Below are 12,669 nucleotides of genomic sequence, written 5' to 3' on the forward strand. Positions count from 1 at the left end.
TTTTTATATTAAGGAGTTTACAAGTATGAAGAGATTACTCCTCGTTAACGGTCCTAATCTAAATCGCCTTGGCGTTCGAGAGGTGAATGTATATGGGAAAGGAACGCTAGCGACACTTGAAACAGAGATGAAGCAAGAAGCAGAGAAATTGGGAGCGGAGTTAGAATGTTTTCAATCGAATCATGAAGGTGCTCTTATCGACATCATTCATGAGGCTGATGACATATATGAAGGAATCATTCTAAATCCAGGGGCATTTACGCATTATAGCTATGCGATTCGAGATGCGATTGCGAGCATTTCGATTCCGGTGATTGAAGTACATATTTCCAACATTCATCAGCGTGAATCGTTTCGTCATGAATCTGTGACGGCAGCAGTCGCGACGGGACAAATTGTTGGATTTGGTTTTTATGGTTATAAGTTAGCGTTATTTGCATTATTGGAGAAACTTAGGGAGGCATAAACTGATGGAAAAGATCACGAAGTTAAGAAGTGCATTTGGTGAAGCTGGTATTGATGGTATTTTATTAACGAATGAATATAGTCGTAGATATATGACAAACTTTACAGGGACAGCTGGTGTTGTACTTATTTCTAATGATCGTGCTCTATTTATCACAGATTTCCGCTATGTGGAGCAAGCTAGTAAGCAAGCTGTAGGTTATGAAATTGTTCAACATACAGGACCAATTCTTGATGAAGTTGCGAAACAAGTGAAAGAATTAGGAATTCAAAAGCTTGGGTTTGAGCAAGATACGCTTACATATAGCTCTTATACAGCACATAAAGAAGCCGTTGAAGCGGAATTTGTTCCAACTTCTGGGCTTGTAGAAAAGTTACGCTTGATTAAGACGGATTCAGAGATTAAGATATTAAAGGAAGCTGCACAGATTGCAGATGCTGCCTTTGAACATATTCTATCATTCATTCGCCCAGGCGTATCTGAAATTGAAGTGTCAAATGAACTTGAATTTTTCATGAGAAAACAAGGAGCAACATCTTCTTCGTTTGATATTATCGTTGCTTCAGGACTTCGTTCAGCATTGCCGCATGGTGTGGCATCTGAAAAAGTGATAGAAAAAGGAGATTTCGTAACATTAGACTTCGGTGCTTATTATAAAGGATATTGCTCTGATATTACACGTACGATTGCAGTTGGCGAACCATCTGATAAATTAAAAGAAATTTACAATGTCGTTTTAGAAGCGCAGCTTCGTGGTGTAAACGGCATTAAAGCTGGTTTAACTGGTCGTGAGGCTGATGCATTAACACGTGACTACATAACTGAAAAAGGATACGGTGAATATTTCGGGCATTCTACTGGTCATGGAGTGGGTCTTGAGATTCATGAGGCACCTGGTTTAGCGTTCCGCTCTGAAACGGTACTTGAGCCTGGTATGGCTGTGACAGTAGAACCGGGTATTTATATTCCGGGTGTTGGCGGTGTACGTATTGAGGACGATATTATTATAACAAGTGAAGGTAATGAAGTAATCACGAAGTCTCCAAAAGAACTTATTATTTTGTAATACACAGGAGGATTTTTTGCATGATTTCAGTAAACGATTTTCGTACAGGTTTAACAATTGCGGTGGACAACGGCCTTTGGCAAGTTATAGATTTCCAACACGTAAAGCCAGGTAAAGGTGCTGCGTTCGTTCGCTCTAAATTACGTAACCTTCGTACAGGTGCTATTCAAGAAAAAACATTCCGTGCTGGTGAAAAAGTAGAAAAAGCACATATCGAAAACCGTCGTATGCAATATTTATACGCGAGCGGTGAGTCTCACGTATTCATGGATAATGGAACTTATGAGCAAATCGAACTTAGTGAAGCTCAGATCGAGTATGAACTAAAATTCTTAAAAGAAAACATGGAAGTAGCTATTATGACATACCAAGGTGAGGTACTTGGTGTTGAGCTTCCAAATACTGTTGAGTTAAAAGTTGTTGAAACAGAACCAGGTATTAAAGGTGATACAGCTTCTAACGTAACAAAACCAGCTACATTAGAAACTGGCCTTGTTGTACAAGTACCAATCTTCATTAACGAAGGTGAAATGCTTATCATCAATACAGGTGAAGGTAAATACGTTTCTCGTGCGTAGTTTAAAAAGCACTCGTGATCATCACGAGTGCTTTTTTATGTGAAATACGGTAGATAATAAATAATAGTTATAATAAGGCTAATGCCCACAAGAGACAGGGTACTTGTTATGTATGGATTTAATGTGATTTGAAATGGTTTTATTTCTCCCGTTTCAACACTCGTTAAGCCTTTGTATACAGCGTGATCCATATTGGCATTACGAGATATGTTCATGATAATTAACCATATAACCGCAAATATAGCTAAACTTCCTAGAAAAAAGGCCTCCATAAATGACCAACCGACCATTTTTGAAAACAGGTAGATTCCAACTACTTCTAATGTGATTGTAATAATAAATTTAATTGCTTTCACTGCAAAACCTCCTAATTATTTAATTCCATCCAATTTAAAAAATTCTCACGAGGTATAACATGCAGTACACAAGGGAATTTGGTTTCTTTTTCTAGTGTAACATGTTCAGCTGGAAATTGTTTTTCTACATGTAGTGAAATATAAGGTAGTTTCTCCTGCGCTTTTTGAGAGCGGATATTAGTAGTTTTAGCACCCGAAAATACGTATGCGAGGTTTAATTCTTCAAATGCAATTCTAAAAATTTCCTTTTTAGCGGCTTCATTGTACCCTTGTCCCCAATAGGGATAGCCAAGCCAACTCCCGATATGAGATGTCTTTTTTTGGTGATCGATATGTTTGAGGGAGGTAATGCCAATTATCTCTTGTTGTTCATTGACAATTACTCTGGATAGAGATTGTTTTATTCGTTCTTCTTCCATTGCAAAACGAATAAATGCTTTTGTATCTTCGATCGTTTCTGCTTTTAGCCCTAGGGCGTCTTTCACATGTGGATCGCTAGATAATGTAAAAATAATGTCTGCATGTTGTAAATCGAGTGGTAATAATGTGACGTGCTTCATAGAAAACCCCCTTTCGTACACTAAATATAACATAAATTAATGGGAATATTCAGATTTTAATCATGGTAATGTGAAAAATTATGTTTTTACTTCTGAAATAGACAACCTCTGCATATGGTTGTACAAATATATGCTTTTTGGAATAAGAATTTTTTAGCTAGCTGAAAAGTAATTGGTAGGGGAGAAGGTGGGAGAATGAAACAGTGGCTGGCGGCAATGGAAACATCCGTGCTTGTCATGGGGTTGCTTCGGTTGTTTTCAGGTAGTGCGGAGATATTCGCCGCTTTGCTTATGCTCTATGTGAATGATGCGAAAAAAGCATTGTTTATAAACGGTATGTTGGCATTTGTTGGACCGACTGTATTGATTCTAACGATGACAATTGGTATTGCGAGCGTTGCAAATGAAATTTCCTTTCTGAAACTTTTTTTTCTAACTCTTGGAATTGGCTGTATTTTTATTGCAGTGCTGAAATAGTAAGTCAATTATAGTGGGGAGAAGCTTATGAAAGAAGTATTAGAAGTGTTACCAAAGCATATGAAACAGTTCATTGAAGGCTGTGAACAATATAGCATGTTAGAAGAAATTCGGGTCCGGATCGGAAGGCCACTTGAATGTATTGCACATGGAGAAGTGTTCTTTTATGACTATGTCATTACAGCAGAGGATGCCATCTACTTATTAAATAAGCTGAGTCAATATTCTATTTATACGATGGAAGAGGAGTTGAAACGTGGGTATGTTACTTTGCGCGGTGGTCATAGAATTGGTTTAGCTGGAAAAGTAATCACAGAAAACAGTGCGGTGAAGATGATTCGAGATGTGTCATCATTTAATATTCGGATTGCCCGTCAAAAAATAGGGATAGCCGAGCCGCTCCTATCTTATTTGTACGACTCACGTTGGTTAAACACAATGGTAATTGGTCCGCCGCAAACAGGGAAAACAACACTTCTCAGGGATGTGGCACGCTGTATGAGCCAAGGAGTTCGTTCTTATGAAATTCCTTCTTGCAAAGTGGGGATTGTTGATGAGCGCTCAGAAATTGCCGGATGTGTAAAAGGGATTCCGCAATATGAGTTTGGCCCGCGTGTTGACGTACTGGATGCGTGTCCAAAAGCAGAAGGAATGATGATGATGATTCGTTCTATGAGCCCGGATATATTAATAGTGGATGAAATTGGGCGTATGGAAGATAGCGAAGCAATTATGGAGGCAATCCATGCAGGTGTTCAACTTTTTATAAGTGCTCACGGATTTTCTTTTGATGATGTAATGAAAAGACCATCTTTAAAGGTTGTGATGGAGCTTGGTGTGTTTGATCGCTTTATTGAACTATCAAAAGCAAAGGGACCTGGAACCGTTGTTCAAGTGAAGGATGGGGATGGAAAGCCTGTTCAAAGGCGAGGAAAGGTTCAAAGCGTATGGTGAAAATATTTGGTGCGGTGTTAATTGTAGCGGTGAGCACTTTCTTTGGTTTTTCGTATGCAAAAAGATATAGTGAACGCCCTCGTCAACTTAGGCTTTTAAAAGCAGCGCTGCAATCGCTAGAAGCTGAAATTATGTATGGGCATACACCTTTATCAGAGGCAGCAAAGCGTTTAGTAAAACAAATGCCCAAGCCTTTGAACTGGATATTTCAAAGTTTTTCGAAGCGGCTAGAAATCGGTGAGCAAACAGTTAGAGAAGCTTGGCTCGATAGTTTACAAGAAAATTGGAAACTAACTGCATTTAAGCAAACTGAATATGAGATTTTACAACAATTTGGTGAAACGTTAGGACAACATGACCGTGAATCGCAACAAAAGCATATTCGTTTATGTATTACGCATTTAGAAAGAGAAGAGGGTGAAGCGAAAGCGCTACAACTTCAATATGAAAAGATGATAAAGAGTTTGGGTGTATTAGCAGGACTGCTTATCGTAATTTTACTGCTATAGGGGGGAGAAAGGCGATGTCCATCGATGTTGGATTAATATTTCAAATCGCCGGAATCGGCATTGTTTTAGCTTTCATTCATACAGTACTAAAAGAGTTAAAACGGGAGGATATTGCAAACTGGGTTATTCTTGTCGGTTTTGTCGTTATTTTATTTCATGTTGCATTTTTGATTAATACTTTGTTTGACAAGATTAAAAGTGTCTTTCTCTTCCAGTAAAGGGGGCGGTTCGAATCGAGATCTTGCAAATTGTCGGATTGGGCCTCGTCGCGACATTTTTAGCAGCTGTTTTGAATCAACATAAATCTAGTATTACTTCTTTGTTTATTGTGTTCATCGCGAGTGTTATGTTTCTGCTACTAATCGATCAAATCCACTCTATTTTAAGAATGATTGAGAGAGTTGCAAGTGAGGCGAAAGTGAGCAATGTCTATGTAGAGACGCTGCTGAAAATCATTGGAATTGCCTATATTGCCGAGTTTGGAGCGCAAATTACAAAAGATGCTGGTCAAGGAGCGATTGCTTCGAAAATTGAGTTAGCGGGAAAAATTTTAATTCTTGTTATGGCTATTCCTATTTTAACGGTGGTCATTGAAACAATTCTCGGTTTTTTACCTACGGGATAAGGAGGAGTGAATGTTGCGAAGGTTTGGAGCTAAGCTGTTGTTTGCTTGCTTCCTTTTCTTTTCTTTACCAATTGTCGTACAAGCTTCTCCTGTAGAAAAAAACGTCGTAGATCAGCAATTGGATAAACTCGGAATCGAAGATGTGAAGCAGTTTTGGGATGGACTTGTCACAAAATATGGAGGTTATTTACCAGAGAGTCAAAAGGGGAGCTTTATGGAATTTGTAAAAGGCGAAAAGGAATTTTCCATAAAAGAATGGATGATAGGGTTATTAAAATATTTATTTCATGAGCTTGTTGCAAATGGAAAGTTACTCGGAACGCTCATTATGCTCACAATTTTTAGTGCGCTATTACAGTCCTTACAATCAGCTTTTTCAAAGAGTAGCGTTAGTAAAATTGCAGATGCAGTTGTATACATGGTGCTAATTATTTTTGCTTTAAATAGTTTTTATGTAGTAATGACGTATGCGCGAGAAACGATTCAAACGATGGTAGATTTCATATTAGCTCTACTTCCTATTCTCCTAGCGCTCATAGCGACAGGAGGCGGGGTTGTATCAGTGTCATTCTTCCATCCGATTATCATTTTTTTAATGAATACAAGTGGGCTGCTCATGAACTATATTGTCCTTCCACTCTTATTACTTGCGACCATCTTAAGTATTGTAAGTACAATGAGTGATCAATATAAAGTTACGAAATTGTCCAAGCTCTTGCAAAATGTAAGTGTTGGGATCATTGGTATTTTTTTAACAGTCTTTCTAGGAGTATTATCTGTGCAAGGGACAGCGACAGCAGTCGCTGATGGTATAGCTGTTAAAACAGCGAAGTTTGTAACGGGAAACTTTATTCCTGTGGTAGGCCGGATGTTTACAGAAGCAGCGGATACTGTTATTAGTGCCTCTGGATTGTTAAAGAATACGGTTGGGATTATCGGGCTTGTTATCTTATGTTTAATCGTTGCTTTTCCAGCGATTAAAATTTTTTGTATCGCGTTTATTTATAAATTCGCAGCAGCAGTACTACAGCCAGTTGGTGGAGGAGCTATTATTAAATGTTTAGATATTATAGGACGAAGTATCATTTATGTATTTGCCTGCTTAGCTATCGTATCCTTTATGTTCTTTTTAAGCATTACCATTATTATTGCTGCAGGGAACATTACCCTCATGATGCGATAGGAGGTGATGGGTATGCAATTTGTTACAGAGTGGATTCGAAATATTATCGTATTTTTGCTCTTAGCGACGATGCTGCATCTTATTCTTCCTAATTCGAATTTACAAAAGTATGTCAAATTTGTTGTGAGCTTATTGTTAGTCGTTTTAATCTTGACGCCGCTATTTAAATTGTTACAAACAGATGTAAATGAAGTGATTGCGAATTTTAATCAAGAAAAATACGTAGCGGATGGATCAATAAAAAATTCAATTGATGAAAAGAAAAAAGAAATACAAGCCCTAACACGTGCATATAGTTTAGAAGAGATGGCTGTCAAAATGAAAAAAGAAGTTGGAAAAGAATTTGAGAAAAAATATGGCGTGACAGTGTCTGAAATAAAAGTAATCGCAGCAGAAACTAAGGAAGAAGTAAAAACAGAAAAAGATATTCAATCTGTTATTGTGACATTACAAGAAACTGAACCAAAGAAAAATGACGCTATTGAAACAGTAAAACCAATTGAAATTGATACGAAAGAACCACGAGAAACTTCGGAAGAAACAAACATAGAAATGAAACAGTTCTTTTCAAGCAGGTGGCAGCTAGAGGATAAACAAATCCAAGTTCAAATGGAAGGGGGACAGGTAGAGTAAATGGACAATAAAAATAAAAATTCGAAATTCTCATTTTTTCGCAACTTATTAAAAGGGGACGAAGCAGATGATAAGGAGAAGGGAAAAAAGGTAACACCAAAGTTTTTGCTTGTCCTACTCATACTTGGAATGTTGCTTATGTTTTCTAGTAATTTCTTTGGGCCGAAAAAAGAAGAAGTGCCTGTATTCAAAGAAAAGACAAGTCAAGATTCAGGAAAAGATGTGCCAACCTTTGGACAAAAGAATAACGATAACATGTCAATTGTAGAAAAATATGAAAAAGCATATGAACAAGAATTGAAATCTTCATTAGAAGATATAACAGGGGTAAAAGATGTATCTATTGAAGTGAACTTAGATTCATCTGAACAAAAAATACTCGAAAAAAATATTGTAAAACGATCACAAACAACAGGTGAAACAGATAAAACAGGAGGCAAAAGGCAAGTTGAAGATGAATCAATTGATGAAAAAACAGTGATTATACGCGAAGGTGATAAAGAAACTCCGCTTGTACTGCGAACAGAGAAACCGAAAGTGCGAGGTGTCCTTGTCGTAGCAAAAGGAGTGGATAATATACAAATAAAAGCAATGGTGAAAGAAGCGGTAACACGTATGCTTGATGTACCATCTCACCGCGTAGCGGTACTACCAAAAAAGGGTTAGGGAGGAACTAAAGTGTTAAAAAAACAAACAGTTTGGTTATTAACAATGCTAAGTTTAGTAGTTGTGTTGTCCGTATACTATGTCACAACACCTGAGAAAATGAATACTGCAACACCGACAGCGGGTGAAAAGGTTGGACAAGAAAAGCAAGGTGTTGAAAAAGAAGTGACGAAAGAAACAACAAAGGAAACATCGAATAAGGAAGCTACTTCAAAAGAAACATCGAGCAAAGAAACAGAAAAAAAAGATGATAGTAAAAAAGAAACAGGTAAAAAAGAAGGTGATGTAACTGTTCAATCAAGTGATGAAAACTTTACAGCACTTCGTTTAAAAATGGAAGATCAACGCAGTGCAGAGAAAGAAAAATTACAAGAGGTTATGAAATCAACAAAATCTTCTGCCGAAGAAATAAGTAAAGCGAAAGATCAATTAAACGCAATCGATAAGATGGAAACAAAGGAAGGATTGCTTGAAACAGTAATTAAATCACAAGGTGGCTACAAAGATGCGCTTGTAAGAGCGGATGGAGAGGATATTAAAGTCACAGTAAAAGCTACGAAGCATTCTCAAAAAGAAGCAAATAAAATTATCCAACTTGTTCGCGCTGAGGCAGGATCCAAAGATGTAGGCGTCAAGTTTGATCCAGTAAAATAAAATATATATCTACCAGTAACTTAAATATGCACTGCAAGTACTACTCGCGAACAGCGGGGGAAATAGAAAAGAGCTATCGTTTTCGATAGCTCTTTTCTATTTCATCTTTTTGAGTGGTTGCAATGTTTTCTATAGGGAAAGGAGAAATGCGCTGAGAGTGAAAAATTAAAGGTTCCTGGTAATGGTGATTGCCTTTTCCATATTTTATATGAGTGAAGACAACGATGAGCCATATCATATTTCTGCACCTCACTACAAGATATTTTACTTTGAACATACTATTCGTATGTGAAGGAAGGATGAACGGCTTGTAAATAAAAAAAAATATTTGGTAAAATATGTTTTGATAAATCAACAAATAAAGGGATATACATAAAAAGTGAAAAAGCGAAAGGAATTCTTTCTTTTTAGGAGGTAGAGAGGATCCGTCCATGCATAGAAGTGGTCAGAACCTTTTTCTGCCCCGTGCCAAGTTTAAAACAAAGAGAGAAAACGAGAGTGGTTCTCCTTTGTTCTTCGTAGCAACGATTTATATGTTGGAAAATCAAAATGCATTTAGGGAGAACAGTAAATCTAAGCTTTCTATTTCATAGTTCTAAAAAAGAAAAAACATGTTTTTTATGAAGTGGTCTTGCCAATTTCGAGTGAAACTTGGTATTATTACTAGGTGATAATTTTTTAGTGAAATAATATTTTTACAGGAATTTCGATTTATCGTAAAGAAATATAAATTGGAATGTTGAAAATATTTATCGTAAGATGAGAGTAGCAAAAGTTTCTATTAGAAAATGTTATAGGAATGATTTCTCTAGTAGAATGAATCGTATCTTTACAGACAACGTAGTTTGCTTTTATATGTTCAGTATCTGTAAGAGCGGGATAAACAAGTGTATAGGAGTGGATTTTACATGTTTAAAATTCAAGAAGTTCGTGAATTAATTAAGTTAATTGATAGCTCTAATATTGATGAATTTGAATACAAAAAAGATGGTACGACAATTAAAATGAAAAAGCGTGGTAATGAAGTCGTTTCAATGCAGACAGCTCCAGTAGTGAAGCAAGCATTACAAACGCAAGCGGTAGGAACGGAAACAGCAGTAGCAGCGGCTCAGGTAGAAGCACCGAAGCAGGAAGAGAAGAAGGTTGTCCAAGATGAGAATTTACATAAAATCACATCACCGATGGTTGGAACATTCTATGCCTCTTCTTCTCCTGATGCACCAGCATATGTAAGTGTTGGAGATCGTGTTTCAGAAGGGACAGTTGTTTGTATTGTTGAAGCGATGAAGCTCTTTAATGAAATTGAAGCAGAAGTAAATGGAGAGATTGTTGAAATTCTTGTTAACAACGGACAACTTGTTGAGTATGGACAACCGCTATTTCTTGTAAAAGCGTAATAAGGGAGTCTTTGTGATGATAAAAAAAGTATTGATAGCCAATCGTGGGGAAATTGCTGTACGAATTATTCGTGCTTGTAAAGAGATGAATATTGAAACAGTAGCTATTTATTCAGAAGCGGATAAAGAATCACTTCATGTGCAAATCGCAGATGAAGCGTATTGCGTTGGGCCGACAATGTCGAAAGAAAGCTATTTAAATTTGACAAATATTATAAGCGTTGCAAAATTAACAGGTTGTGATGCAATTCATCCTGGTTATGGATTTTTAGCGGAGAATGCAGATTTTGCAGAACTATGCCGTGAGTGTAATTTAATTTTTATTGGTCCTAGCCCAGAAGCAATTTCAAAAATGGGTACAAAAGACGTTGCTCGTGATACAATGAAAGAAGCAGGGGTTCCGATTGTACCAGGTTCACAAGGAATTATAAAAAACACAGAAGAAGCGATAGAACTTGCAAATCAAATTGGATATCCGGTCATTATTAAAGCAACTGCGGGTGGCGGTGGAAAAGGCATCCGTGTTGCTCGTGATGAAGAGGCGCTTGTAAAAGGGATTCAAATTACACAGCAAGAAGCTAGTACCGCTTTTGGAAACCCTGGTGTATACTTAGAAAAGTACGTTGAAGATTTCCGCCATGTTGAGATTCAAATAATGGCAGATACACATGGCAATGCGATTCATTTAGGAGAGCGTGATTGTACAATTCAGCGCCGTTTGCAAAAACTATTAGAAGAAAGTCCTTCGCCTGCACTTGATGTCAACATTCGTAAGCAAATGGGTGAAGCGGCAGTAAAAGCAGCGGTAGCGGTTGATTATACAGGTGCTGGTACGGTTGAGTTTATTTATGAATATAAAACGAAAAGCTTTTACTTTATGGAAATGAACACGCGAATTCAAGTAGAACATCCGGTTACAGAGCTAGTAACAGGGGTGGATTTAATTAAAGAACAGATTCGCGTTGCTTCTGGAGAAACGCTATCGTTACAGCAAGAAGAAGTACAATTTAACGGTTGGGCAATAGAATGTCGAATTAATGCGGAAAACCCTGCCAAAAACTTTATGCCATCTCCAGGGAAGGTAGAAATGTATTTACCACCAGGAGGATTTGGTATTCGCGTCGATTCAGCTGTTTATCCTGGATATTCAATTCCACCTTTTTATGATTCAATGATTGCAAAATTAATTGTTCACGGGAAAACACGTGAAGAAGCAATTGCAAAAATGAAACGAGCGCTTAGTGAATTTGTCATTGAAGGCATACATACGACAATCCCGTTCCATTTACAATTGCTAGATCATCCTGATTTTATAAAAGGGGAATTTAATACGAAATTTTTGGAAGAGCATGAACTTGTGACGCAGTGATACATTTAAAGGAGGTTTTTTTCATGGCTGAACATATGTTAGATATGGGTCAAGATACAACCCTTGGAAAAGTAGAAATTGCACCAGAAGTAATTGAGGTAATTGCAGGCATCGCTGCTGCTGAAGTAGATGGTGTAGCGGCAATGCGTGGTAACTTTGCTACAGATGTTGTTGAGAAGTTAGGAAAGAAAAATCACGGTAAAGGCGTGAAGGTTGAATTAGTAAACGACGATATTATCGTTGACGTTTATGTTGTCATGTATTTTGGTGTAGCAATCCCAGTTGTTGCACAAAAAATTCAAGATAATATTCGCCAAGCACTCTTTACAATGACGGGTCTTGAGCCGAAAGAAGTGAATGTTCACATCGTTGGCGTAACATTCGAAACGCAAAAAACAGAAATCGAGCCAGTGTAAGAATGAGAAGGTGCCTTGTCAAATGGGCACCTTTTTTCTCGTTTCATCTCTTCACGCACAAAACCCTCTAATTATTATACTATTTTAAAAAATGCAAAATATAAAAAGAAAATGATGCGTTTTTCCAAAAAACGTACATTGTGATAGGATATGGAACTTGAAGTTAATCTTTTTATTATTTTTCAGCCTTGTAACTCGTGTATGAAACGATAAATTGTGTTATTATCATTGTATTATAAGGTTGCAAAATCAATGAAAACTGTAAGAGTAAGTAAATTGACGGCTTATAAATTATAATAATATAACAAAACATAAGGGAAGACTTGAAGTATAAAGGAGAGTTACAATGAAACGTAGGACGGCTAGAGAAAGAGCCATGCAAGCATTATACCAAATGGACATTACTGGAGAATTAGAGCCGAAAGTAGCGGTGGAAAATACGCTAGAAGAAGGCGAAGAAACAAATGAGTTTTTAGAATCACTTGTTGTTGGTTTTGTAGAGAATAAAGAAGCAATTGATGAAGCAATTCGTCAAAATTTAAAGAAGTGGAAATTAGAACGTATTAGTATTGTGGACCGCAGTATTTTACGTCTAGCTGTGTATGAAATGAAGTATATGGAAGAAATTCCACACAATGTAACAATTAACGAAGCAATTGAAATTGCAAAAACATTTGGGGATGAGGAATCTCGTCGTTTTATAAACGGCGTTTTATCTAATATAAAAGACACACTGTAATTTCTTTAAGGAGGAATCTTA

The 12,669-nt window shown here is 37.1% G+C and carries 18 protein-coding genes and 1 pseudogene; 16 read left to right on the forward strand and 3 right to left on the reverse strand.

The annotated features are described in order from the left end of the window. The first annotated feature begins 25 nt into the window (after window positions 1-25). From aroQ to efp, 3 genes are read left to right on the forward strand one after another with little or no spacing between them, the layout of a single operon-like run. Window positions 26-466: a type II 3-dehydroquinate dehydratase gene (gene aroQ, locus Y7E_RS0108620; RefSeq protein ID WP_017150869.1), complete on the forward strand. Its 441-nt coding sequence runs from the start codon at window positions 26-28 to the stop codon at window positions 464-466. Between the two features lie 4 nt (window positions 467-470). Next, a complete protein-coding gene (gene pepQ / locus Y7E_RS0108625) occupies window positions 471-1,532 on the forward strand; it encodes a Xaa-Pro dipeptidase (RefSeq protein WP_017150870.1) in 1,062 nt (353 codons plus the stop codon). Window positions 1,533-1,552: 20 nt separating this feature from the next. Then, window positions 1,553-2,110 carry an elongation factor P gene (gene efp, locus Y7E_RS0108630; protein ID WP_017150871.1) on the forward strand — a complete coding sequence of 186 codons (558 nt, stop codon included), beginning with the start codon at window positions 1,553-1,555 and terminating at the stop codon, window positions 2,108-2,110. 35 nt (window positions 2,111-2,145) lie between these two features. On the opposite strand, the gene Y7E_RS0108635 is transcribed toward efp, so the two are convergent. After that, entirely contained in the window at window positions 2,146-2,466 is a 321-nt protein-coding gene (locus Y7E_RS0108635) for a hypothetical protein (RefSeq protein WP_017150872.1), read from the reverse strand. Window positions 2,467-2,477: 11 nt separating this feature from the next. Further along, window positions 2,478-3,026 carry a GNAT family N-acetyltransferase gene (locus Y7E_RS0108640; RefSeq protein WP_017150873.1) on the reverse strand — a complete coding sequence of 183 codons (549 nt, stop codon included), beginning with the start codon at window positions 3,024-3,026 and terminating at the stop codon, window positions 2,478-2,480. A gap of 195 nt (window positions 3,027-3,221) precedes the next feature. On the opposite strand from Y7E_RS0108640, the gene Y7E_RS0108645 reads away from it, so the two are divergent. The 9 genes and pseudogenes from Y7E_RS0108645 to Y7E_RS0108685 all read left to right on the forward strand — a co-directional run bounded on the left by Y7E_RS0108645 (window position 3,222) and on the right by Y7E_RS0108685 (window position 8,727). After that, window positions 3,222-3,503 (forward strand): YqhV family protein, encoded by a 282-nt coding sequence (locus Y7E_RS0108645; protein ID WP_017150874.1) that lies wholly within the window; start codon window positions 3,222-3,224, stop codon window positions 3,501-3,503. Window positions 3,504-3,530: 27 nt separating this feature from the next. Beyond that, window positions 3,531-4,457: a stage III sporulation protein AA gene (spoIIIAA, locus tag Y7E_RS0108650; RefSeq protein ID WP_017150875.1), complete on the forward strand. Its 927-nt coding sequence runs from the start codon at window positions 3,531-3,533 to the stop codon at window positions 4,455-4,457. After that, the gene (spoIIIAB, locus tag Y7E_RS0108655) at window positions 4,451-4,966 is read left to right on the forward strand and encodes a stage III sporulation protein SpoIIIAB (protein ID WP_017150876.1); all 516 of its coding nucleotides are present in this window, start codon (window positions 4,451-4,453) and stop codon (window positions 4,964-4,966) included. Before spoIIIAA ends, spoIIIAB begins: the two co-directional genes overlap by 7 nt. A gap of 14 nt (window positions 4,967-4,980) precedes the next feature. After that, window positions 4,981-5,184 (forward strand): stage III sporulation protein AC, encoded by a 204-nt coding sequence (gene spoIIIAC / locus Y7E_RS0108660; protein ID WP_000020914.1) that lies wholly within the window; start codon window positions 4,981-4,983, stop codon window positions 5,182-5,184. A gap of 23 nt (window positions 5,185-5,207) precedes the next feature. Beyond that, window positions 5,208-5,591 (forward strand): stage III sporulation protein AD, encoded by a 384-nt coding sequence (gene spoIIIAD / locus Y7E_RS0108665; protein ID WP_017150877.1) that lies wholly within the window; start codon window positions 5,208-5,210, stop codon window positions 5,589-5,591. A gap of 10 nt (window positions 5,592-5,601) precedes the next feature. After that, entirely contained in the window at window positions 5,602-6,774 is a 1,173-nt protein-coding gene (spoIIIAE, locus tag Y7E_RS0108670; protein ID WP_017150878.1) for a stage III sporulation protein AE, read from the forward strand. A gap of 12 nt (window positions 6,775-6,786) precedes the next feature. Continuing rightward, window positions 6,787-7,418: pseudogene (spoIIIAF, locus tag Y7E_RS29425) on the forward strand (stage III sporulation protein AF). Further along, window positions 7,408-8,073, forward strand: coding sequence for a stage III sporulation protein AG (gene spoIIIAG / locus Y7E_RS0108680; RefSeq protein ID WP_017150880.1), 666 nt, complete (start codon window positions 7,408-7,410; stop codon window positions 8,071-8,073). The pseudogene spoIIIAF and the gene spoIIIAG overlap by 11 nt, the downstream one beginning before the upstream one ends. Window positions 8,074-8,085: 12 nt before the next feature. Then, the gene (locus Y7E_RS0108685; RefSeq protein WP_017150881.1) at window positions 8,086-8,727 is read left to right on the forward strand and encodes a SpoIIIAH-like family protein; all 642 of its coding nucleotides are present in this window, start codon (window positions 8,086-8,088) and stop codon (window positions 8,725-8,727) included. 73 nt (window positions 8,728-8,800) lie between these two features. Here the strand turns inward: Y7E_RS0108685 and Y7E_RS34250 are convergent, their stop codons facing one another. Further along, entirely contained in the window at window positions 8,801-8,965 is a 165-nt protein-coding gene (locus Y7E_RS34250; protein ID WP_081584578.1) for a DNA recombination protein RecO, read from the reverse strand. 670 nt (window positions 8,966-9,635) lie between these two features. On the opposite strand from Y7E_RS34250, the gene accB reads away from it, so the two are divergent. From accB to nusB, 4 genes are all read left to right on the forward strand, one after another. Further along, on the forward strand, window positions 9,636-10,124 hold the full coding sequence (accB, locus tag Y7E_RS0108695; RefSeq protein ID WP_017150883.1) for an acetyl-CoA carboxylase biotin carboxyl carrier protein: 489 nt from the start codon (window positions 9,636-9,638) through the stop codon (window positions 10,122-10,124). 16 nt (window positions 10,125-10,140) lie between these two features. Continuing rightward, the gene (accC, locus tag Y7E_RS0108700) at window positions 10,141-11,493 is read left to right on the forward strand and encodes an acetyl-CoA carboxylase biotin carboxylase subunit (RefSeq protein WP_017150884.1); all 1,353 of its coding nucleotides are present in this window, start codon (window positions 10,141-10,143) and stop codon (window positions 11,491-11,493) included. 23 nt (window positions 11,494-11,516) lie between these two features. Then, on the forward strand, window positions 11,517-11,909 hold the full coding sequence (locus tag Y7E_RS0108705) for an Asp23/Gls24 family envelope stress response protein (protein ID WP_017150885.1): 393 nt from the start codon (window positions 11,517-11,519) through the stop codon (window positions 11,907-11,909). Window positions 11,910-12,255: 346 nt separating this feature from the next. After that, window positions 12,256-12,648, forward strand: a complete 393-nt coding sequence (gene nusB / locus Y7E_RS0108710) for a N utilization substance protein NusB (protein WP_017150886.1) — start codon at window positions 12,256-12,258, stop codon at window positions 12,646-12,648. The last annotated feature ends 21 nt before the right edge of the window (window positions 12,649-12,669 follow it).

Origin of the sequence: Bacillus bingmayongensis (assembly GCF_000299035.1) — a bacterium.
GTDB lineage: Bacteria > Bacillota > Bacilli > Bacillales > Bacillaceae_G > Bacillus_A > Bacillus_A bingmayongensis.

What these genes read in the sequence shown, in the direction of transcription:
- accB (WP_017150883.1), top strand. Translation starts at nt 9,636, where the DNA reads ATGTTTAAAATTCAAGAAGTTCGTGAATTAATTAAGTTAATTGATAGC.
- Y7E_RS0108705 (WP_017150885.1), top strand. Translation starts at nt 11,517, where the DNA reads ATGGCTGAACATATGTTAGATATGGGTCAAGATACAACCCTTGGAAAA.
- Y7E_RS0108640 (WP_017150873.1), bottom strand. Translation starts at nt 3,026, where the DNA reads ATGAAGCACGTCACATTATTACCACTCGATTTACAACATGCAGACATT.
- pepQ (WP_017150870.1), top strand. Translation starts at nt 471, where the DNA reads ATGGAAAAGATCACGAAGTTAAGAAGTGCATTTGGTGAAGCTGGTATT.
- accC (WP_017150884.1), top strand. Translation starts at nt 10,141, where the DNA reads ATGATAAAAAAAGTATTGATAGCCAATCGTGGGGAAATTGCTGTACGA.
- spoIIIAA (WP_017150875.1), top strand. Translation starts at nt 3,531, where the DNA reads ATGAAAGAAGTATTAGAAGTGTTACCAAAGCATATGAAACAGTTCATT.
- nusB (WP_017150886.1), top strand. Translation starts at nt 12,256, where the DNA reads ATGAAACGTAGGACGGCTAGAGAAAGAGCCATGCAAGCATTATACCAA.
- efp (WP_017150871.1), top strand. Translation starts at nt 1,553, where the DNA reads ATGATTTCAGTAAACGATTTTCGTACAGGTTTAACAATTGCGGTGGAC.
- spoIIIAC (WP_000020914.1), top strand. Translation starts at nt 4,981, where the DNA reads ATGTCCATCGATGTTGGATTAATATTTCAAATCGCCGGAATCGGCATT.
- spoIIIAB (WP_017150876.1), top strand. Translation starts at nt 4,451, where the DNA reads ATGGTGAAAATATTTGGTGCGGTGTTAATTGTAGCGGTGAGCACTTTC.
- Y7E_RS0108645 (WP_017150874.1), top strand. Translation starts at nt 3,222, where the DNA reads ATGAAACAGTGGCTGGCGGCAATGGAAACATCCGTGCTTGTCATGGGG.
- spoIIIAG (WP_017150880.1), top strand. Translation starts at nt 7,408, where the DNA reads ATGGACAATAAAAATAAAAATTCGAAATTCTCATTTTTTCGCAACTTA.
- spoIIIAE (WP_017150878.1), top strand. Translation starts at nt 5,602, where the DNA reads ATGTTGCGAAGGTTTGGAGCTAAGCTGTTGTTTGCTTGCTTCCTTTTC.
- Y7E_RS34250 (WP_081584578.1), bottom strand. Translation starts at nt 8,965, where the DNA reads ATGATATGGCTCATCGTTGTCTTCACTCATATAAAATATGGAAAAGGC.
- aroQ (WP_017150869.1), top strand. Translation starts at nt 26, where the DNA reads ATGAAGAGATTACTCCTCGTTAACGGTCCTAATCTAAATCGCCTTGGC.